This is a genomic window from Prevotella sp. E9-3 (genome assembly GCF_022024015.1).
GTDB lineage: Bacteria > Bacteroidota > Bacteroidia > Bacteroidales > Bacteroidaceae > Prevotella.
This window is the reverse complement of the sequence record NZ_CP091786.1, coordinates 384,455-407,411: the sequence shown is the minus strand read 5'-3', so window position 1 is coordinate 407,411 and position 22,957 is coordinate 384,455. Positions and strand designations below refer to the sequence as shown.

Annotated in this window: 13 protein-coding genes; 7 read left to right on the top strand and 6 right to left on the bottom strand. The window is 48.4% G+C overall.

Annotated elements, in window-relative coordinates; all coding sequences use genetic code 11:
- Positions 1–119: 119 nt before the first annotated feature.
- From L6475_RS01420 to L6475_RS01410, 3 genes are read right to left on the bottom strand one after another with little or no spacing between them, the layout of a single operon-like run.
- Complete coding sequence (locus L6475_RS01420; RefSeq protein ID WP_237821790.1) at positions 120–4,277, bottom strand: choice-of-anchor J domain-containing protein; 4,158 nt, start codon at positions 4,275–4,277, stop codon at positions 120–122.
- Between the two features lie 22 nt (positions 4,278–4,299).
- Positions 4,300–6,579 carry a C10 family peptidase gene (locus tag L6475_RS01415; protein WP_237821789.1) on the bottom strand — a complete coding sequence of 760 codons (2,280 nt, stop codon included), beginning with the start codon at positions 6,577–6,579 and terminating at the stop codon, positions 4,300–4,302.
- 31 nt (positions 6,580–6,610) lie between these two features.
- The gene (locus tag L6475_RS01410) at positions 6,611–8,857 is read right to left on the bottom strand and encodes a hypothetical protein (protein WP_237821787.1); all 2,247 of its coding nucleotides are present in this window, start codon (positions 8,855–8,857) and stop codon (positions 6,611–6,613) included.
- Positions 8,858–9,085: 228 nt separating this feature from the next.
- Between L6475_RS01410 and L6475_RS01405 the strand changes: the two genes are divergently transcribed.
- From L6475_RS01405 to L6475_RS01375, 7 genes are all read left to right on the top strand, one after another.
- Positions 9,086–10,492: a helix-turn-helix transcriptional regulator gene (locus L6475_RS01405; RefSeq protein WP_237821785.1), complete on the top strand. Its 1,407-nt coding sequence runs from the start codon at positions 9,086–9,088 to the stop codon at positions 10,490–10,492.
- Positions 10,479–11,135, top strand: coding sequence for a uracil phosphoribosyltransferase (upp, locus tag L6475_RS01400; RefSeq protein WP_237821784.1), 657 nt, complete (start codon positions 10,479–10,481; stop codon positions 11,133–11,135). The genes L6475_RS01405 and upp overlap by 14 nt, the downstream gene beginning before the upstream one ends.
- A gap of 648 nt (positions 11,136–11,783) precedes the next feature.
- The gene (locus L6475_RS01395) at positions 11,784–12,785 is read left to right on the top strand and encodes a Fic family protein (RefSeq protein WP_237821782.1); all 1,002 of its coding nucleotides are present in this window, start codon (positions 11,784–11,786) and stop codon (positions 12,783–12,785) included.
- 1,061 nt (positions 12,786–13,846) lie between these two features.
- On the top strand, positions 13,847–14,362 hold the full coding sequence (gene nrdG / locus L6475_RS01390; protein ID WP_237821780.1) for an anaerobic ribonucleoside-triphosphate reductase activating protein: 516 nt from the start codon (positions 13,847–13,849) through the stop codon (positions 14,360–14,362).
- Positions 14,363–14,563: 201 nt separating this feature from the next.
- Positions 14,564–16,414 (top strand): 2-oxoacid:acceptor oxidoreductase subunit alpha, encoded by a 1,851-nt coding sequence (locus L6475_RS01385; protein WP_237821778.1) that lies wholly within the window; start codon positions 14,564–14,566, stop codon positions 16,412–16,414.
- Between the two features lie 45 nt (positions 16,415–16,459).
- Positions 16,460–16,831 carry a GxxExxY protein gene (locus L6475_RS01380; protein ID WP_237821777.1) on the top strand — a complete coding sequence of 124 codons (372 nt, stop codon included), beginning with the start codon at positions 16,460–16,462 and terminating at the stop codon, positions 16,829–16,831.
- Positions 16,832–16,879: 48 nt separating this feature from the next.
- Positions 16,880–17,887 (top strand): 2-oxoacid:ferredoxin oxidoreductase subunit beta, encoded by a 1,008-nt coding sequence (locus tag L6475_RS01375; protein WP_237821775.1) that lies wholly within the window; start codon positions 16,880–16,882, stop codon positions 17,885–17,887.
- A gap of 60 nt (positions 17,888–17,947) precedes the next feature.
- Here L6475_RS01375 and L6475_RS01370 read toward each other — a convergent pair whose 3' ends face one another.
- The 3 genes from L6475_RS01370 to L6475_RS01360 form a co-directional block, all read right to left on the bottom strand.
- Positions 17,948–19,045, bottom strand: coding sequence for a hypothetical protein (locus L6475_RS01370; RefSeq protein ID WP_237821773.1), 1,098 nt, complete (start codon positions 19,043–19,045; stop codon positions 17,948–17,950).
- 14 nt (positions 19,046–19,059) lie between these two features.
- On the bottom strand, positions 19,060–20,346 hold the full coding sequence (locus L6475_RS01365) for a hypothetical protein (protein ID WP_237821770.1): 1,287 nt from the start codon (positions 20,344–20,346) through the stop codon (positions 19,060–19,062).
- Positions 20,347–20,539: 193 nt separating this feature from the next.
- Positions 20,540–22,771 carry an anaerobic ribonucleoside triphosphate reductase gene (locus L6475_RS01360; RefSeq protein ID WP_237821768.1) on the bottom strand — a complete coding sequence of 744 codons (2,232 nt, stop codon included), beginning with the start codon at positions 22,769–22,771 and terminating at the stop codon, positions 20,540–20,542.
- Positions 22,772–22,957 lie beyond the last annotated feature (186 nt).

Genomic DNA, 22,957 nt, shown 5'->3' with positions numbered 1-22,957 from the left:
GCGTATTAACGTAATAAATATGCACTCAGAAAATGCATATATTTACAAACAATACCACCGCTTGGCCATTCTGCGACCAAGCGGTGGTATTCAAAAAACACGAACTAATCAGCGATGGTTTATCTCAGCACCATCTTCTTACCATTCCTTACTACTACGCCATGATATTTCGCAGGATTAACCTTACGGCCTTGCAGGTCGAAGCAATCCTGTGCAGCGGTGCTGCCTGTCGAGCGCACATCGTTGACACCTGTATCACTGGTATTGATGATAGAAATATTGTCGGCATAGATCACGTCCTGATAGCCATTGGTGATACCCATCAGTGCCACACTCACAAAGTCGGCATTGCGGTAACGGTCTAAGTTCACCACATGTTCCTTCCATCCTGCTTCGATGGATTCGCCTATTTCGAACTGAGCGTTGCTGATATTGGCAAATTGAGAATCGTTTCCGGAAATGGCCACCTGGATGAAAGCAGGCGATGAATAGACCTCTTTGAAGTGGTATGCCCAGAAATGCAGTTCATTGCCTGTAGAGGCCGACAGTTTCACCTTCGGTGTCACCAGCAGAGCGCCAGCGGGTGTCTCATACTGGTATCCGTTATAGAAATACACGCATCCGCCGTCGTTGTCCTGTGCTGCTGTGCATTGGTTATAACTGCCGTTAGGATTGTCAAGTCCGCACGAAGTGGCACCCTGTACCATAGGAATGGCCTGCCACAGCTGGGTAGAGATAGTACCACCGGCAAATGACTCTTTGAAAGGCAGACTGTAGAGTTGGCCCAGCACGATGCTTGCAGCAATGGCTGCGCCCTCGCCTTCAGTATTCGAGGCAGTCACGGCATAGTAGCACATCTGCTGTTCGGTCTGTTGTGGGCGTTCCACGGTATAACTGGTGGTGTTTATCTTTTCAGCTATCAGTTTCAGTTCGCCCGTCTGAGGGTTGTAGTCGTAAACGCTATAGGTGGTCTCATCCTTCAGTACCACTCCGCCGTTGGCACCTTCAGAGGGGATGTTCCAAGTGATGACAGCATCCTTGTTGTCGGCAGAGCCACGAACAACGAAGTTTTCTACAAGAGCAGGCACGTCACGCCCCACGAAGATGGTGTCGCGCAGTGTTTCGCCACGTCCGAACTCGTTTTCGCAAGTCACAGTGTAATAGTTCAGTCCATGCAGTGCCTGTCCGTCTGTCCATGAAACATGCTCGCCAGGCTTCACGCTCAGCGTTTCAACAGGCATGGTAGCATTCTGTCCACGGTATATCTTCACTGTCAGGTTCTTGCTGGCATCGAGGGCCTGCTGATAGTAGTTGACAGCGGGAACATCGAATGCGAGCGTTGCCTTCAGTTCGGCCGTAGGATCGGCCACAGCCGTATAGTTGGTCATCTGATAAGGAGCAAAAGCCGATGTGCGGTAAGTCAGTTTGAAGTTGTCCAGACTCACATTGAAATAGTCAGCTTTCTTCTCGCCATAAGCCTTGATGCCCAGATAGTACTTACCAGCCTTATTGTTCACCAGCAGCAATTCCTTGGTAGTGAGCGTATAGTCGGTTGAAGGCAGATTGGCTACCAGTGTGTTCATGCCGTCGGCCGATGCTTCTGTACCCTGATACAGGTCGAACGTCATGTCGGGATAGGCACTGTAGTTCATCTGAGCATCAAAGTTGATGGTATATACGGCATCGTCCTCCATCTTCAACTTGGGTGAATAGAGCCAGATGGTGGTGGGCGTATCGCTCATCAGATAGTAGTAAAGGCTCATGAAACGACCATAGGTATTGTCGTTGTCGGTCCACTTCCATCCATACCATCCATTATTATCGTCGGTGAAATCGGCCTCAGTGGTCCACAGGTTGGCATAGCGGCGGTCTTCAAAGTCTTCAGAATAGGGAGCGGTATAGATACCGATGAACTGTTCGGCACTCACGGGTTCGCCTGTACCAGCCTCGCTGTAGGCCACAGCGCTATAGGTGTGGAGGCCCACTGAAGGCACCTGTTCGTCGGTGAACGACAGTTGTTCGCCAGGCTGAGGAGCGTTGAAGGTGTGGATAGGCTCTGTTCCGCCGTCACGATAGAGGTTGATGGCGGTCAGTGTGGTGATGGTCTCGTCCATCAGGTTCAGCGCAGGGGCCTTCATGCTGACGGTTGTTTTCAAGGCACCGTCGGCATCGGGAGTAATGGTGAAGTCGGCTGGCTGTGCAGGAGCACCCGAATTGCCGATGGCCGTCACGGCAAAGTTATGAATCATCATCAGCGAGGCGGCCGAATTCTTCTTTGAGCAGTAGCGCACAGCCATACGGTAGTCGGCCGACTCGTCCACCAGGAAGTCGGTGGTATAGTCGGCATACTCGCTGGCTATCTCGGTGAATCCTTCTTCACGCTTCAGCAGTTTGAACGTTGAGAGATCAGTGGCATCGGTACCTATCAAAATCTCAAAATCCTCTGGATAGTTCTTGGTAAAAATCTTCATGTTCATGGCAAAACGATACTTCATGCCTTTCTCCATCTGGATAGGAGGCGAGATGAGCCAGTCGTCGGCATCGTTCTGCTTCATATAGTCCATGCGCACCTCAGTGGTATAGCCCTGACGCCAGGTATTGCCGTCGCCATCGTTATCGACTATTGTGAAATATTCCTTCAGGGTGGTAGGATCTTCAAACAGTTGGTTGTAGGGTACGGTAAACGATTTGCCACAGAGTATGCGGTTTGACTCGGTGTATTGTGAGCGATGCTCATGGTTGTTGGCTATCACCCTATAACTGTATGAGTGCATGGCATTGGGAGTGGGCTCACTGTAGGAAAGTGTGGTGAGTCCGGTGGCCACTGTCACGCTGTCGGGCATGCGTACAATGTCGTAGGTCATGCCGGCGGCATCAATATAGCCTGCGTTCACACCAGTTGTCGGGGCTTTCCAACTGATCACGTTGAGGTCGTCCTGCAGTTCAAAGGTCACACTGCTCACAGCCACGGGCGTGTCGTAGCCCATGTACTGATAGATATAGCGAAGGGGAGAGAAACCGGCCCCGTTGTCGGTGGTAATAGCAATATAGTGATTACCTTCGGTGGTTTCAACAGGTATGGTCATGCTGGTGCCAGCAGCCACTTCCTCGCCTTTCAGGTTTTCGCCATCCAGCCATACGTTCAGATTCACATTGCCTGAGAGTGTCTCGCCGCCAAAAGTGCGTGAGGGAACTGTGAAAGTTATCTTACCCTTCAGCGAGCCATTGCTTTCTGCCTTCAGTTGCGGACGGCCCACAGCAGCAGGAGCAGCTGAAGGTGCTTCGGTATCGGTGATATAGAGCGATACAAACTGCTCGTTGTGCTGGAAGCGCATCACGCGCTTGGCCTCGGCCGTTGCAGGATCAACGCTGTAGAGCACACTTCCCTCATTGCCCTGAGCAGCCCACAGGAAGGTTCCCGTCTTGCCGTCAAAGACCATGGCCTGATTGTAGGCGGAAGGCGTCACACCGGTGTTTCCTACCAGCGAACCGCGACCGTTCTGCTTGTTGACAGTATAGAGGTCGCCATCGGCATCAATATAATACATCTGACCATCGGGTGTGGCAGCCAGTGTGAGCACAGCCGTTTTTCCACGATACTGTGCCACCTGTTCCATGCGGTCGGTCTGCTGGTTCAGTTTCACCCAGTTCAGTCCTGAAAGGTCTTCTTTATACTGAAAACCGTAGAATTCATCGCTTGTAGGGTCGTAGGCCATGGTAGAGGCTATGAGTGAGTAAGTACCGTATTCAGTGCTCCACATCACATTCTTCTCCTCTACCCAGTCGCGAGTGTTCAGGGTGATATAACGGGCACCATTCACCGTGCCCAGCACATTCAGGGGCACAATACCATAGTGGCGGTCGCGTCCCCATGCTCCCGACATGAAATTATAGATCATGTCTGTCAGATGAGCTACGGGCGCCTCACTGCTGCCCATCTTAAATGAATGGATGCCGTAAGGCACCTCGGTGATGCCCATATTGGCCCAGCGGTCGCTGTTCACCATAGCGCCATAGACGGTGCGACCCTCAAACAGGGAAGCATCGGCATCGGCAATACGGCGCAAGGCCTTCTGTGCAGAGAGGGGTGTGGTCAGCGTCACCTGTGGCTGATGGGGCTTCGCAGCAACAAGTCGTTTAGCGGGTTGATTTAAACTGTTCTGATGCAGTTGGGGAAGTGCCAGCAGTTTTCCCGGTTGCTGAACAGGAAATGGCTGGGCATTCACTCCCAATGCCAACAGGCATGCCACTGCAAAATTGAATAGACGATTTTTCATTGTTGTGTTGTTATGTAGTTTTTTATTTTGAATTGACGATTTTCTTTCCACCTATTATTATAATAGCGCGCGAGGCATTGCTATCCGTCGGACGTCCTTGCAGGTCGTAGGCCACTGAAGGTGAGTCTTTTCCTGCAAACGAGGCTGTTCGGATGCCGGTAAAAGAATGATTCGGATCAAAGAAGAACTCTTTCTTGGCGTGTTCACCCGTCAGGAAAATATAGGATGAACCGTCATAGACAGCCAGTTCTGCCTGATAGTACTTACCGGGCTGACCATTCTCGAATGCTCCGCTCATGGTTATTTTCTGCTCGGAACCATCAAGTGACACATATTCCGGGAACAGGCAGCCCACTTCCTTATGTCCTTCTTTCGTATAGATAAAGGTATAGAGTAAGCCTGCAAAGAAGCCATCCTCAACGGTAACGGTAGCCGTTGCCTGGAACTCTTCAAAACCAGCTTTGTCGATGGTGATAGCATCTGCTGCCACCACCTGCCCCATTGATGGTTTGGGGGCTACGGTCGTTTCCATACGCGAGCTGATGACTACGCCATCGTCATCCACCAGACAGAGGGTGTAGCTTCCTGCCGGCACAGCAAACTTATCTACAAAGTTCAGCTGTGTTGACTCGCCGGGCAGCAGATCAACAATATAATTGGAGGTTGAGCCAACGATATTGCTACCCTGTCGCAATTGTGCCTTTACCTCGCCATGATATTCCACATCGCCTTCGTTGGTCACTACAGTTGAGATAAGGGCCGGCACACCACTATAGATATGTTTCGGCAAGGACAGGTCAGTGGCTTTCAGTTGAAAATAGTCAGGTTGATGGAAGATTAATTCAGTTTCTGTTGCCGTAATATCCAGTCGGTTGACATAACCTATATAGCTGTCGCGGATTCGAATCCAACAATCTTTTCCGCCTGTCACTCGACAAACAGGATACAGGGTATATTGACCTATAGGAAGAGTTCCTAAATTGACAACGCCGAAGGATGGGGCATAACCGGTATCGTCCTTTGCCAGTGTCTGACTGGCAGGACCAGGGATAATGCTCACCGTATCGCCCTCTTCGCCAAGCAGCAACAGAGCATAGTCGAAAGTGCTCTCATGCCATCCGTGATTCGTCACCTTTCCAGAGAGGCGAATGTTCACTGCACTGTTCTGGGCTATCTTGGTCTTACCGGCCACCAGTCCTTCGGTGGAAGTCAGTTCCACATGCTCATCGCGCTCAACACCATCACAAGGACGGATACCCGTGATGATACTCTGCGAATAGTTAAAGCCGCCATCGCTACCGTCTATTCCCTGAGAAGCAGGAGTAAGGGCAGAGGTACGGAAAAAGCCATTGCTCATACCGCCCCATCCCCAGTTGACATGAATGAAGCCCTGACTGTCCATACCGTCAAACACATAGGCATGACCACCTGTTGCCGAACGACCGTAAGCCAATACGGGTCGGCCTTCGGCTATCTCGTTGCGGATAATCTGCAGCCAGTCGGCCGTGCTATAGTGTTCACGTTTGCGATAGGCCATGCTGTGATCGTATTGGAAATAGGAAATCAAGGCAGGTGGAACATCATAATCAACGGCTCCACTCTGTGAATAGTAGAACATATCGACAGCAATTCCGCAGTGCAGCATCAGCGTGGCTACTGCCAAGCGGCACTGCTCCATGGTATAGCCTGCAGCAGGAATGGTTGCCGAAGCATAGTTGGGCAGCATGGCCTCCCACTGATAGGTGGTAGAGGCGAAATCGGCCTCAAGAGTGTTGCCGCTCATGATGGCTGGCTGGTAACTGTGCTGGCCCTTGCCCTGTTCCGGCCACTTGTGGTAATACATCAGCTGAGCCATCGCCGTGGCCACACATCCAGTGGGACACTTCGTGGCCATATCATATTGCGGACAAAGGTCGTTATAGGGTGAATCCTGATTCCAGGCTATATCGCCCAGCAAGGGCTTGAACGAAGTTGCGGACTCCTGCTGGAGAGCCTCATCGGTGACTATCGACGAGTTGTCTTGCAATGCCTGCAACAGATCGAGCAAGGCAGGGGGAGCATCCTCCTGACGGAATGTGCCGGTATCACTATAGCCTAAGATCTGCTGCCCCTGTGTCATAACGAATCCGCCATCCTGGATATTATAGATACGCAGATGTTGTCCGTTGTTCATCGTACGGTCGTAGGCCACCTTACGCGGCTTGTTCAGCAACTGAACTTTTTGTATAGACGACAGAATGCCGTCGGCATAGACTGCCGACAGCATTCCGGATAGTAATGCAGTAAAAAGAATACGTCTCATTTTACTCTGTTGTTATCTCTGTTTCAATCAATTACCTCTTAATAACTTTCTTTCCGCCCTTGATATAGAGACCGGGACGATTCATCTCCTTCACCTCCATGCCGTTGATGGTATAGACACGTTGGTTTGTCTCAATGCCGCTCTTCACTTCCTCTACGCCTGTGGGCACTGAAGGATCAACTTTGAAGGTGAACTTGTTGACCGTGTTGGGGGTTACGCCATCGCTCATGAACAGATAATAGGAGGTCAGCGAAATATAGTATTCACCCTCTTCGGTATATTCGTTCAGCAGCTCCATGTTGATCTTGTTGGGCTGATTGGCATCGATAGTGGCCAGTCCGGCATAGGTGGTCTCATTGGCATTGATACTCTCCTTGTAGGTATCGTAGCTGGCATCGGGATTTACCATATACAGCGTCACACTTGCCCATGAGGTCTGGAACACCACAGAAGTCTCGTTCACAAAGGTCAGCGAAATATTCTTCAGTGAGTGAACAGGCTGGCTGGGCTCAGCAACCACTTTGTCGAGACCATTACCTGTTGCCTGATAAACAATGGTATCGGTGGCATTGAAGGTCTTGTTGCCTACCAGGAAGATGCCAGGAGGGACTATCAGTGCGTAGTCGTCTTTCTCGATGCCGGGAACGGGGAACGAGAAGGTGAACTCACCTTTCTTGCCTTCTGTCTTCTGAACAGCAGACAGGGCCACGCTGCTCAACTGGGTGCCACCCGTCAGATAGCCATACTCATTCTTATGAGGAATGCCTTTGTAGAGCAGGATATTAGCATTCAGAGAAGAATTGACCGTTACCTCCTCATCGCCGGCAAAGGTAAGACTGAAATTCTGAATGCGGTCGAGCTCGCTTCCAGCCACAGGCGATACGGTAAAGGTGGCAGGCTCTGGAGCTGTATAGCTGAAGGTCAGCGAGGTTTCGGCATTATAGCGGCCACCGGCAGCAAAGGTATTCTTAGGAATATAAATCTTGTAAGTACCGTTCTCCACGGCAATACCGTTGAAATTCACCTTAAAGGTCTTGCCATCGTCCTGACGAATGGTTGTGGTCTCTCCATAGGCTGAACCAACCGTCAGCTCACTGCTGCCATTGAGACGGTAGAGCGAGATGGTTCCGGGATTATAGCTCACATTCTCATCATCAGGGAAGGTGATGACGGCGCTGTTCAGAATACCTTCTACGCTGGCATCCTGTGAAGGCGTAACCACCATATTGAGAGGATCGGGCTCTACAATATCAAATTCAACCATGAAGGGAGCGTTGGGCTGATCGTCAAGCAGCAGACAGCCTTCGGGGAAGTTCATTGTGTAGTGACCGGCATCGATAATAGGCGAATACACGCTGTAGGTCATGGTGTTACCCTCATAAGTGAAGTTATAACTCAGTGATCCACTACCCTTCCATGTCTCGGCATTCTGATACAGAACGATGCTGGCAGACGAATTACCCACAACGGTTGTTGCATTGGGGAAGGTGATGGTGAGTTTCTGGAACTGACTCACGGGTGTATCCTTTGAGGGTACAGAGGTGAACACTTCCGGCTGGCCTACGGTCACATTGAACACGGCAGTAACGCCAGGCTGATAAACATTGTTCCAGTTATCATCCTGATAATAGAAATAGTCATCGGGAATGGTAAGGGTGTATTCGCCCGGAGTGGTAATCAGCAGGCGGGGAGAGAAATGATAGACGCTATAGCCCAGTGACGAATCGTAAACGGAATTGCCGTCAACAATGACTTCCTTGCCATCAGGACCTTTGAGCGAAGGCTTTTCCACTGCATTATAATTAGAATAAAGGCTCTTTGTAGGAGCTGCAGCAGCTGTCACGGTGATATCGCTGAGCCAGGTCACGGTGCCGGCAGCAGGAGTGAGCACAAGTCCTTCGACTACCTGTGCACCAATCTGATAGGTAAGACTGAAAGCTTCTACGGGTATATTATCGGCTGTTAATGCGTTGGCGGGGAAAGAAATGGTATAGACTGCCTCGGCAGTTACTTCGGTAAACGTCACCACCATCTGATTGTCGGCATCACCATACTCTAATGAGCATCCTGCCGAATATCCCTTGTCGGAGGTGATGGTTACATTGGTGGCTGAACCGACATCAACCATACTTGCATCGGGAAAAGTGAGAACTACTGACGAAAGAGACTCAACGGTCGAGCCATCTGCAGGATTAGCAACGATTGTGGAAGAGGATTGCGCAGAAGCAATAACCACAAAAAGACACATGAGTGAAAGTAGGTAGAGTCTTTTTACCATAAATGTAAATAATTGTTTAAAACGATACTACTGAAAATAATCGGCGCAAAAGTAATTCTATTTTCCTTAAAAATAATCGTTTTTTGCCCACAAAATATTTCACTTTTCATGAATTTAATAAGAAAATAATAAGAATTCACAGAATTTTTCGTAATTTTGGCCATTGTTATGAATAAATATGACGTTTTCCGATACTTTTCCATTATATGGCTATGGGCATGTCCGATAATGGCCGAGGCAGGAGATATTCCGGCCGACAGTCTGCTGGCGCTATCACGAGAATGCTATCAGGACGACCGACTGGTTGAAGCCTTGGACTATGCCACCCGCACACTACGGCAGGCAAAGAAAGAGGGAAATCCCGTAACCTATATGACGGGACTGGCCAACATAGCCGGCATCTATGGCGTGTTTAAGGACTACGACAGGGCGCACCACTATTTCCGGCTCTGTCTGAAACAGGCGCTAAGGCTGCACGATGCCGACATGACGGCACGCTGCTACTCAAACCTGACCATGACCAGCTGTATGCTGGGACGTGTTGACTCGGCCAAACACTATCTCGCCCTGCAGGAACGCCACCCCATGAAGGACTCCGTGAGGCAGCATTTCTTTCTGCTCTCTAACCGAGGAAAAATAGCGGCTGCCGAACATCAATGGAAACAAGCCTTCAATTTCGCCAAACAGGCCCGTGAATATGCAAAACGGCAAAACATGGGACTGGTCTATGAAGCGTCTGAAATAGGACAGATGGCCGGTTCGGCCGAGAATATGGACAACGATTCGCTGACGGTGTCACTCTACAGGGAGATGCTGGAAATGGTGATCGAGGTGGGCGATATGAAAGGAGCTTCAAGAGCCTACGAGCATTTGGCCAATGTATATAGACGACTGGGCAAAATGCAGCAGGCAGCCTACTACCAAGAACAGATGCGAAAACTGGACGAGTCGGTGTTCAACACTCAGGACTTCAACCGCGCCAAAGAAGGACTTTCTACTTTCGAGGAAGAGATGAAGGCCGAACAGATATCACTGCTCAACGGTCGAATCACCCAGCAACTGCTTGTGATAGGTATCATTGTGGTTCTCTTGGTGGCTGTCATCATCATGGCCATCATACTGGTGAGGCGCAACCGCTCGCTCAGGGCAGCCTATGAGGTGCTTGTGGAGAAGAACAAGGAATCTATCCGACAGAATAAAGAAACCTGCAAAGGTACAGAAGGCGAGCACCTGCCCACAGAGCAACACCAGCAACTGCTTATGGCCATCACGCAGGTGATGAACAACGACGATACTATCTGCAATGCCGACTTCGACCTCTCAACTCTTTGTACCTTGGTCGATTCAAATGCAAAATACGTATCGTGGGTCATCAACGACCATTACCATCTTAATTTCAAGGCCCTGCTCAACAAATACAGAATCCAGCTGGCCTCGAAACGCCTGGCCGACAAAGAGAACTATGGCAACCTGACCATTCAGGCCATTGCAGAGTCGGTGGGTTATAAGTCGCAAACCAACTTTATCCAGACGTTCAAGAGCATTGTGGGCATGACGCCCTCCACCTATCAGCGACTGGCACGACAGGAACATCCTAACAACAATAATAAAAACGAAGACTATGGAAATCATTAATTTCTCGGAACAGAATACCGTGATCAATCAGTACATGTCGGAACTGCGCGACAAGAACCATCAACGCAACCGCCTACTGTTTCGCAACAACATTGAGCGCATCGGTGAGATGATGGCCTATGAACTGTCAAAAACTTTGGAGTACAAGCCTAAGACGGTAACCACCCCATTGGGTACGCTCGACATCAACTTGCCTAAAGAAGACATGATCATTGCCACGGTGCTGCGCGCCGGACTGCCCTTCCATCAGGGATTCCTGCATGTGTTCGACAAGGCCGAGAATGCCTTTGTGTCGGCCTATCGCATGTACACCAACCGCGAACATACCGAGGTGGGCGTGCACACGGAGTATATGGCATCGCCTTCGGTAAAGGGCAAGACATTGATCATTGTTGACCCCATGCTGGCCACAGGCGGTTCGATGGCTGCCAGCATAGAGGCATTAGAGAAGACCGGTAAGCCCAAGCATATTCATATCTGCTGCGTGATAGCCACTCCCGAGGGCATTGACGTGGTGAAGAAGGCAGTGCCCGATGACAGTCATATATGGTGTGCCGCTATTGATCCGGGCATGAACGAGAATAAATATATTGTCCCCGGCTTTGGCGACTGCGGCGACCTGTGCTACGGCGAGAAGCTATAATCGTTTCCTAAGTCTTCTTCGCCCCCTAAGTTAGGGGGCTGGGGGTCTGAACACGAGGACTGTAGGGGAGTGAAGGTCTGAGCATAAGGAATATAGGCGTTACAAACACCAAGCCCACCAATGAGAACAGTAGTCCGCCGATGGAGCCTACGGCAAACGAGAACCAGAAGGTGTCCGTCTCGTCGTCTATCAGGAACGGAACTTTTTTTACGACAACGGATTTCAGGGATTGAACGGATTATTTCGAACACAAATTATCCGTCAGTTCTGTGAAATCCGTGTTCGATAATATCTTCTTGGATCAATTATTCTAATTATTCCAATTTCTTTCCGACCAGCTGCTTAGCAGCAAAGATTTTCTTATTAGATTTTTCGGTAGATTTTGAGGAGTGAAACGACGACCAAGAATTTTTGGGCGCTACGCTTAAAATCTGCCGAAAAATCTGTTTTTAAAATCTTTTTCCTGTTTTTCTTTTTGTCTGGGTTTGGTTAATAGTACACAGGAGTCTGCAGGTGACCCAAAATATTATTTATTTCTCAAATCTATCTATGTAATTGAAAACAAATTACTAACTTTGCAGCAATAACAATGACATAAAGCATGAAACGGAGGCTGACAAACGGACTGCCTAGTTTTTGAATAATAATATGTATATACCACCATTCACTATTAGCTCAGATGCCATCAACCTGATAGCTGAGATTTCTGCTCAGATTGAGCGCTATGCTATCCGCATGGAACAGGAAGACGGACTGCGGTTGAGAAAAGCCAACCGTATTAAGACCATCCATTCGTCTCTCGCCATAGAAGGTAATACTCTGAGCGAGGACTCAGTGCGTGATATCATTGACGGAAAGAATGTCGTGGCTCCTATTCGTCAAATACAGGAGGTGAAGAATGCCATCAAGACCTATGAGATGTACCCCACACTTGATGCGTTTAAGGAAAAAGACCTTCTGAAAGCACACAGTGTAATGATGCAGGCACTGGTGGAAGATGCTGGTCAATACCGACGTGGAGGCGTTGGAGTGTATGGTGAAAAAGGATTGGTACATTTAGCGCCACCAGCTCATCAAGTACCTATGCTGATGAAGGATCTCTTTGACTGGTTGAAACATTCAAAGGACCATCTGCTGATTCGCAGTTGTGTGTTCCACTACGAGTTTGAGTTTATTCATCCGTTTATTGATGGTAATGGTAGAACAGGAAGATTATGGCAGTCGCTCATATTGGGAAAGCTGCATCCGCTGTTTGAACACCTGCCTGTAGAGAACATGGTTTATAGTAATCAGCAGCAATACTACGATGCTATTACCGCCAGTAGCGATGCTGGCCAGTCTGGCCCTTTTATAGACTTTATGCTGAATGAGATATACAAAACATTAAAGTCACATCAGGGTGTACCATTGCACGATAAACTGCACGATAAACTGCACGATAAGCTGCACGATAAATACCCGGAATTGTCTGAAAAAGCTATTGCAGTACTTGAAGTCATCATGGCCAATCGTGGTTTTAATGTTGCCGAGATAAGTGAACAAGTTGGTCTATCGGAACGCCAGACCAAGACTTATATATCCAAGCTGAAGGAATTGGGACTTATAGTCCGTGTAGGCAGTAACAAGACTGGACATTGGGAAATAAAATAATTTTTGGAAAAGATTTTCTTATTAGATTTTTCGGTAGATTTTGAGGAGTGGAACGACGACCAAGAGTTTTTGTGGGGCTTTTTCTTGCATATCCATTCACTTTTACTCCCGGAAATTTGTGCAACAAAAAAACGCAATCTAGAACGGAGAGAGGCTTCAAAAAAGATTGTTCATTGTAGAAAAACTGCTATACAGCACATTTATAATGAAATAATCGTGTTGATTTGCCAGCACACTCTACCTTTTTAGAATCCAATTCGTCAATCACCGTTAGATTTTTAGATTTCATCCTAACTGTTTAGAAGTTTCATCCTAACCGTTTAGAGGTTTCATCCTAACTGAATGGTAGTTGCAATGCAATAGAATGGCAGTTGCAATGTAATAGAATGGTGGTTGCAATGCAATAGAATGGTGGTTACAATGCAATAGAATGGTGATCGCAATGCAATAGAACGGTGATCGCAACCGAAAAAGCCAACACACAACAACTATTTAATAATCAATAGATTACGTAGCTATTCCTATCTCAAAACCACCTTGCTCATATTTTGCATATATAAGTCCGAAGTAGGAGTTGGTGAATTCCATGCGATTCTCACGAGGGTTAACGCTATAAATATGCATTCCCAAGCAGTATATTTATTTACTTTTTAAAATACCATCAGAAACAAAAAATCGTCAGTAAAACAGCGGAAAAGATCTTCTTTTTAGATTTTTCACCAGACTTTGAGAAGTGATACGACGACCAATTTTTTTGGGGCGCTTCGCTTAAAATCGAACGAAAAATCTAAAGAGAAAATCTTTTCAAAAAATCCGTTTCATCCTTGAAATCCGTGTTCGAAAATATCTTCTTGGATTAATTATAATAATTATTCTAATTTCTGTCCACCCAGCTGCTCAGCAGCAAATCGTTTCGCGCAGCTTTTTCAAGGAGGAGGATATGCAAAACTAAAAGATAAGTTTTAAAAGTTCGTTAATTAACAACGAAAAGAGACAAACGAAAGGAAAAAGAATGTAACTTTGCATGTCAAAAAAAAATATTCTAAAGCAAAAGGAAAGGCATGTTGCAGATACTTGACATAGTGGAAGATACTATGGTAGATGGACCCGGGTTTCGCACGTCCATCTATTGTGCCGGCTGTCGCCACAACTGTCCTGGCTGTCATAACCCGCAATCGTGGGATTTTGAGGGCGGTCATGCAATGACTACCGAAGACATCATGCGAATCATCGAGGCCGATCCCTATGCCGATGTGACCTTCTCGGGCGGTGACCCGATGTATCAGCCAGAGGGATTCGCCGAACTGGCACGCACCATCAAGGAACGTACCACAAAGAATATTTGGTGCTATACGGGCTTCACGTTTGAAGTGCTGATCACCAATCCCCGCCAGCGGGCGCTGCTGGAGTATATCGACGTGCTGGTGGATGGTCCTTTCCTCAAGGCAGAACGCGACGAGTCGCTCTGTTTCCGCGGTTCGCGCAATCAGCGCCTTGTGGATGTACCTGCATCGCTCAAGGCAGGCAAAGTGGTATTGTTTGACTTATCACCCATGGTGAAGTGTGAGAGCGCATAGAAAAATAGTTTTTTTCATAGCAAAAACTTTTCTTTTTTACGCATAAAACATCAAAATGTTTGTATTTTTCTTGATTTTGCTTACATTTTGAAAGTATTTTGTGCTTTTTATTGTAAAATGTTTTGTAATCTCAACAAAGTTTACGAACTTTGCACCTCGTAATCAGAAATTTCGATTGTTTTAAATATATAACTAACTGTAATGGCTGAAAAATTAGAAGTGAAAAGCCTCGACCAAGTGGTTGTACGTTTTTCAGGAGACTCCGGTGACGGCATGCAGCTGGCCGGAAACATCTTTTCTACCGTCTCGGCTACGGTAGGTAACGGTATCTCAACATTCCCAGACTATCCTGCTGATATTCGCGCCCCGCAAGGTTCGCTGACGGGTGTGAGTGGTTTTCAGGTGCACATTGGCGAAGGAAAGGTTTACACCCCTGGCGACAAGTGCGACGTGCTGGTGGCTATGAACGCTGCTGCACTGAAAACTCAGTATCGCTATGCCAAGCCAGGTGCCACCATCATCATCGACACCGACTCGTTCGGTCCGAAGGATTTGGAGAAAGCACAGTTCAAGACAGAGGACTATCTGGGCGAGATGAACATTGATCCCGACCGTGTGATCCAATGTCCGCTCACCACCATGGTAAAGGATGCGCTGGCCGACAGCGGCATGGACAACAAAGCCATGCTGAAATGCCGCAACATGTTTGCCCTGGGTCTGGTGTGCTGGCTGTTTGACCGCGACCTGAACCTCGTGGCTAATTTCCTGCGCGAGAAGTTTGCCAAGAAACCCGCTATTGCCGAGGCCAACATCAAGGTGATTCAGGCTGGTTGGGACTACGGTCACAACACCCATTCATCAGCCATCAACGTGTATCGTATTGAAACAAAAGACAAGGTGCCCGGACGCTATATGGACATCACCGGCAACAAGGCCACTGCCTATGGCTTTATGGCTGCTGCCGAGAAGGCCGGACTGAAACTTTACCTGGGTTCTTATCCTATCACTCCCGCCACCGACGTGCTCCATGAACTGTCCAAGCACAAGTCGATGGGTGTTATCACCGTACAGTGCGAGGACGAGATTTCGGGTGCAGCCTCTGCCCTGGGAGCTTCGTTTGCCGGTGCACTGGGCGTAACATCTACCTCTGGCCCCGGCATTTGTCTGAAGAGTGAGGTGATGAACCTGGCCGTGATCATGGAGCTGCCTCTGGTGGTACTCGACGTGCAGCGTGGCGGTCCTGCCACCGGTCTGCCCACCAAGAGTGAACAGACCGACTTGCTGCAGGTGCTTTTCGGCCGTAACGGTGAAAGCCCCATGCCCGTGCTGGCTGCTACCAGTCCTGCCGACTGTTTCGACGCCGCCTTCCAGGCTGCCAAGATAGCCCTTGAGCACATGACTCCCGTTGTGCTGCTCACCGATGCCTACGTGGCCAACGGCTCTGGTGCCTTCAAACTGCCCGAGATGGCCAAGCTCGACAGCATCAATCCTCCATACGTGCCCGAGGAACTGAAAGGCAAGTGGACACCTTATATGCGTGCTGAGAACGGCACCCGCTATTGGGCTGTTCCCGGTCGTGAAGGCTTCACCCACATTCTCGGCGGACTGGAGAAGGACTCTGAGACGGGTGCTATCTCTACCAACCCTGAGAACCACGACCTGATGACCCGTCTGCGCCAGCAGAAAGTGGCTAACATCCAGGTACCCGACCTTGAGGTGGAAGGCGACAAGGACGATGCCGACCTGCTCATCGTGGGCTTCGGTTCTACCTACGGACACCTGCACTCTGCCATGGACGAGCTTCGCGCTCAGGGACACAAAGTGGCACAGGCTCACTTCAAGTACCTGAACCCGCTGCCTAAAAACACTGCCGAGGTGCTGAAGAAGTACAAGAAAGTGGTAGTGGCCGAACAGAACATGGGTCAGCTGGCTGCCTACCTGCGCATGAAGATCGACAACTTCGTACCCTACCAGTTCAACCAGGTGAAGGGCCAACCCTTCGTAGTCGAGGAACTCGTCAATGCGTTTACTGAGATCATTAACAAGAAATAATTTAAAACAACAACGGATTGAACGGATTAAACGGATTATTCTATAATGCTGAGATTTGAAGAGGAAACATATCAGATTATTGGAGCGGCAATGAAAGTACATAGCATCCTTGGGCCCGGCTTTACTGAAAAAGTATATCAAGAGGCCTTGGCTATTGAGTTTGCCGAACGTGGAATACCATTTAGCCGAGAAAAGGAAATTCATGCTGTTTACAAGGGTGTTGTGTTACAAGGAACATTTATTCCCGATTTTATTTGCTATGATAAAATTATTGTGGAGTTAAAAGCCGTAAAGGAGTTGGATGACGTACACCGGTCACAGGCCATTAACTATGCAAAGATTGCCGGATATCAACTATCACTCCTTATCAACTTTGGACAGTCATCTCTTGAAAAAGAACGTTTTCCTATAAGATAGATAATCCGTCAAATCCGTTAAATCCGTTGTTTAAAAAAATAAAGTATTATGAGTAATTACAGTGCTGTTGATTTTAAGAAAGGTCAGCCTCGTTGGTGCCCAGGTTGTGGCGACCACTTCTTCCTGGCCTCACTTCATAAGGCTATGGCCGAGATTGGCGTAGCCCCCGAGAACGTTGCCGTAATCAGCGGTATCGGCTGTTCCAGCCGTCTGCCCCACTACATGGCAACCTATGGCATGAACACCATCCATGGACGTGCTGCCGCCATTGCTACCGGTGCAAAGGTGGCTAATCCTAATCTGACCGTATGGCAGGTGAGCGGCGACGGCGACGGACTGGCTATCGGTGGTAACCACTTCATTCATGCCAACCGTCGTAATATCGACCTGAACATGATCCTGTTGAACAACCGCATTTATGGCCTCACCAAAGGACAGTACTCACCCACCTCACCCCGTGGTTTCGTGTCGAAGTCAAGCCCTTACGGCACGGTTGAGGATCCGTTCCGTCCTGCTGAGCTGTGTTTCGGTGCACGCGGTCATTTCTTTGCCCGTTGTGTGGCTACCGATGCCAAAGGCAGTGTAGAGGTGCTGAAGGCCGCCTATGAGCACAAAGGTGCTTCGGTGACTGAGGTGTTGCAGAACTGCGTGATCTTCAACGACCACTGCCACGATGCGGTATATAACAACGAGGGTCGTAAGAAGAATGCTATCTACGTGAAGCACGGTGAGAAACTGGTGTTCGGCGAGAACAACGAGTTCGGACTGGTACAGCAGGGCTTCGGTCTGAAGGTGGTAGAGATTGGTAAGGATGGCTACACCATCGATGACATTCTGGTGCACGATGCCCACTGCGAGGACAACACCCTGCAGCTGAAGCTGGCCCTCATGGGCAATGGCGACGGATTCCCCATCGCTCTCGGTGTGATTCGTGATGTGGAGGCACCCACTTACAACGAGGCCGTATATGCACAGTTGGAAGAGGTATCTGCCCAGAAGAAATACCATAATTTTGAGGAACTCCTGGAAACAAACGATATCTGGGAAGTGAAATAAGAAGAAACTAAACAAAAGTAAGAGCGGTGGCCATGAGGTCACCGCTCTTACTTTTTCTTTCTACTCAGGAGTAAATTTCACTTTTGAACGCAGGTCCATGGGCGATTGCCGTTCATCTACAAACTGCCACTCATCAATCATGTAGCCTCCATGCCGTTCGATGTTGCTCTCCACCTTTTCTTTGATACCGAAATTCCACATCAGTTCGGCTGAGCTTTTGAACCAGTAGTCGGACTTGTCGGGATAAAGCACGGTGAGCGTATCGCGACAGAGATTGCAATGCTTCAACGCCTCATCAAGATCTTTCAGTTTGACAGTAAGTATCCGCTCCTCGTCTGACTGGTCTGTCCATCCGGCTTCTTTCCAGAAGGGTTTGAGCGACGGAAGAACCGTATTATTCTTCTGAGGAACGCAGAGCTCTGGACGAAGCACGTAGTCGTTGCCCAACTTGTTCAAAGCAAAGAAATGGCAAGGCAAATGATTATCCTTTATGAAAGAACTGAAATAGGGCTTACCATCCATTTTCAGGATGAAAGGCATCTGCTTATCTGAATTGGTGAGTACCAACAGACCATCGTCGCCATAGGAAGTTACGAAGTAGGGAGAGCGATTCACGTTCAGTACGCCTCCTGGTTCCAGCGAAGACAGCGGCGTCTGATAGGTATATTCCATCTTAGCCTTATCGTGATAACCGATTCCACTACTTATAAGCTCATAGTCGGTCCACGGCTGCTGCTTTAGTATGCTATCGTCAATCTCACTTACCAGAGCATCATTTTCCCACAATCCGTCCTGTTCCTTCACGTAACGGAAATCCTCCACAAGCTCCGTTTTCCACTCACCACTTGGCCCAGTATGAACCACACGACCGCAGGAGTCGAACTCGGCCGTTGACATCACCTGCTCGTAAGAATATCGTTGAAAGTATTGCTCGGTATGAGAATGGTCTTCCAACCCAAGCAAGAAACCACGGCCATGGCGACGGCCCTGCTGGAACTCGCCCACGTAGAGATGGTCAGAATTCAATTTCATGATACCCAGTCCATCGGGCATTTCGGTTTTGGGGTCGATATTGCCATAATATTTTCTGCCAAGAACACAGGTGTTCCACCCGTCGGGGTCCATATTTGAATTTGTAATACGCTTTCTGTTAGCCATAACTCATTCTATGTTTATCTGATCCATGTTAAATCCAGTGTGTAGTCGTCACTGTCATATACACAACCGTCACTCCACTCGCGGCCTTCTATCTCCTTATAGAGATGCAGGGGCTTGTCGGGACGCACTTCGTATTTCTCTTCGTAGAACTCAATGATGATACAGTCGGACTTGACGCTCGTTATCTCATAGTTCCAGAAGCCCTGAATACCCAGTTTTCCGAGTTTTGCCTCCATATCATATTCTTTGTATCGCCCGTTTTCGCTACTTTTGACATGCAAGGTGATTTTCTCTGTGCAAACATCCTTGTTCACAAAGACTCCCTCACGGAAATCACCCTCGTAGCGACGGTTGCCATGACTGTAATCACCTACCAGCAAGCCGTTACCCTCCGGACGGTTATCTTTCACCTCACCGGTGTACACCCATTCGCCTTGACTGTACTCTATGTAATTGTCTTTCCACACATTGGCTTGCAACTGACCTTCAGCACCTGTAGGATCAGGCAACATCACACTGACGGAGGCATTATAGTCGCGCCGCCACTGCTGATCATCGACCAGTTTTCCTTTCTCCCACTGTTCAGTACGGTACATCCCCGTCTGCGCATTGTGAACAGTCACATATCCGTCGTAGGGCTGGAAGTTGCGCACATCATCGCCATAGTATTCCAAACTGTCACCATTGGGAAGGCATAGGACAACATGCGTATAGGGCTCGTAGATATTATTGTCGTACTTATTTAAGGTGTAACGCCCGCCAATCTGTTCAACACGATATAGGTCATTGCCTAACTTTACCGTTAGCTTGAGTGTCATACAGTTGGTGCCACCAGTCTCATCAATCTGAAAGTCCACCAGAGCCAACTGGTCTTTCCCCGATTCACCACTATCGCCACGCACCACCTCCTTGCCGGCATACCATTCCTTGATTCGGGGATTTTTCTCGTCCAAGAACAATTCAAAGCCATAGCGCTGACCACCATGACAGAACAAGGCAATACTGTCAGGCCCGTCGGGGTGATGAATGCGGAACACGCCATGAAGGCCCCAGAAATCAGGGTTCATCTCCTTTGAGGTGTGGATCCATGCTTGCTCAATGTATGAGCCATCAGCAAAGTCATAGCGTCCCTTAGCAGCATGTGCCGGTCCGTTAATACGGGCATAGCTCAAGTGAAAATAGCCTTTAAAGCGATCTCCATTAGGATAGTACACCGCACCATCACCAATAGGCCCATCCAGCTTCTGCAAAACAGTAGAACCATGCTGCCAGGAGCCTACATATTTCAGTTGGGTATTCATTATATTAAATCTATATAGTTTTAGGAGTATCTACTTTGCAAATATAGGAAATAATTGTCAAATCAATGCTATTACAACATTCTTTTTTTTTCTATTTGCATCAATAATTTTACGGAATGTGCTTAAAGTATTACAAAAAGAGGGCGTACCACTTCGCTGTGATACGCCCTCGGATTCATATCGCTATCAAGAATTAAAACAAGCTCTTCTCACCATCGTCAATGTGGGTGACGCGATCGTTCAGCTCAGCCAGCTTACCACTGTTCCAACGGTCGGTGGTTCCAACAAGATAGCCGGTGATGCGCTGCAACTTGTCGATGTTTGTGCTTCCGCACTTCGGACAAACTTTCAAATCGGACTGAGCATTTTCGTAGCCGCAGTCCATACAGCGGTTGCGGTTGTGGTTCACTGAACCATAGCCCATATTCAGACGGTCCATCATATCGACAACGCTCATGATAACCTGTGGATTGTGAGTAGCATCACCATCAATCTCCACGTAGAAGATATGTCCCCCACGTGTCAGATCATGATAGGGAGCCTCTACTTCTGCCTTATGACGGGCCGAGCACTTATAGTAAACAGGCACATGATTGGAGTTTGTGTAATAGTCGCGATCGGTAACACCTTTGATGACGCCAAACTCCTTACGGTCTTTCTTGGTGAACTTACCGGAAAGTCCTTCAGCGGGTGTAGCCAGTACAGAATAGTTGTGATGATAACGGTCACAGAACTCATTGGCACGGTCGCGCATGTAGGTTACAATCTTCAAGCCAAGTTCCTGAGCCTCCTCACTTTCACCATGGTGCTTACCGATAAGGGCAACAAGACATTCAGCCAGTCCGATGAAGCCAATGCCCAGAGTGCCCTGGTTGATTACGCTCTCAATGGTATCGTTAGGACCTAACTTATCAGCACCAATCCACAGGCTCTTCATGAGCAATGGGAACTGCTTGGCCAAAGCTGTCTTCTGGAACTGGAAGCGCTCGTCGAGCTGACGGGCAACAAGTTCAAGCTGACTGTCGAGTTTGGCAAAGAACTGAGCGATGCGCTGCTCCTTATCCTCAATACCCATGCACTCGATGGCCAGTTTCACAATGTTGATGGTTGTGAACGAGAGGTTGCCACGTCCAATGCTGGTCTTCATGCCAAAGCGATTCTCAAACACACGGGTGCGGCATCCCATTGTTGCCACCTCGTGAACATAGCGCTTGGGATCGTCGGCCTTCCATTCTTCATTCTGATTGAACGTTGCATCGAGATTCAGGAAGTTGGGGAAGAAGCGACGGGCCGTAACCTTACAAGCCAGCTGATAGAGGTCGAAGTTACGATCCTCGGGCAGATAGTTCACACCACGTTTTTTCTTCCAAATCTGAATAGGGAAGATGGCTGTTTCGCCACCGCCTACGCCCTCATAGGTAGAAAGCAGAATCTCGCGCATGATGCAACGGCCCTCGGCAGAAGTGTCGGTACCGTAGTTGATAGAAGAGAACACCACCTGGTTGCCACCACGCGAGTGGATGGTATTCATATTGTGAATGAAGGCCTCCATAGCCTGATGCACACGGCTCACCGTCTTGTTGATGGCATGCTGGCGCACACGGTCCTTACCCTCCAACCCGTCGAGTGGCTGTTTCAGGTAGTCCATCAGGGGCTCGTCGTATAGTTCAGAGAAGTCTTCACCGTAAAGGTCTTCCAGATATTTTACCTCTTCAATATATGACAGGCGTACGAAAGGAGCCAAATAGAAATCGAAAGCAGGAATAGCCTGTCCGCCGTGCATCTCGTTTTGAGCACATTCCAGCGAGATACAAGCCAAAACAGATGCGGTTTCGATGCGCTTGGCAGGACGCGAAGCACCGTGACCGGCAATGAATCCGCAATTCAGGATATTGTCCAAGGGATGCTGCACACAGGTGAGCGACTTAGTGGGATAGTAGTCCTTGTCGTGAATGTGCATATAGTTGTGCTCAACAGCATCGCGAACCTCGGGCGACAGCAGATAGTCGTCAACAAATGGCTTGGTGCTCTCTGAAGCAAACTTCATCATCATACCGGCAGGAGTATCGGCATTCATATTGGCATTCTCGCGAGTGATGTCGTTGTTCTTCACATTGACAATATCAAGGAAGATTTCGCGAGTCTTAGCCTTACGGGCTATTGAGCGCTGATTGCGATAGGCAATATACTTCTGAGCCACATCCTTGCGTGCACTCTTCATCAGTTCCATCTCTACCATATCCTGAATGGCCTCAACAGTCATCTGTGTCTGACCTTTCTGGGTAATATGATCGGTGATTTGGTTGAGCAAGCGCTCATCCTCACCTTTTTCGGTGGTCATCATGGCTTTACGGATAGCAGCCATCACTTTCTGCTCGTTAAAGCCCACAATTCGACCGTCGCGTTTTACTACAGTCTGTATCATAATTGAAAAAATTTTTTGAATATTGTTTCTCAGAAAAATGTTTACAAAGATAGCAATTATTATTAAATTGCAATGTAACTTCTATTGGCTTTTTCTCGTTAAGAAATGTCAAAACACTAACAACCAACAGGTTACAAAAAAGTCGGAAAACTTACCTTAAAAATAAGTTTTCCGGCTCTTTGTTTT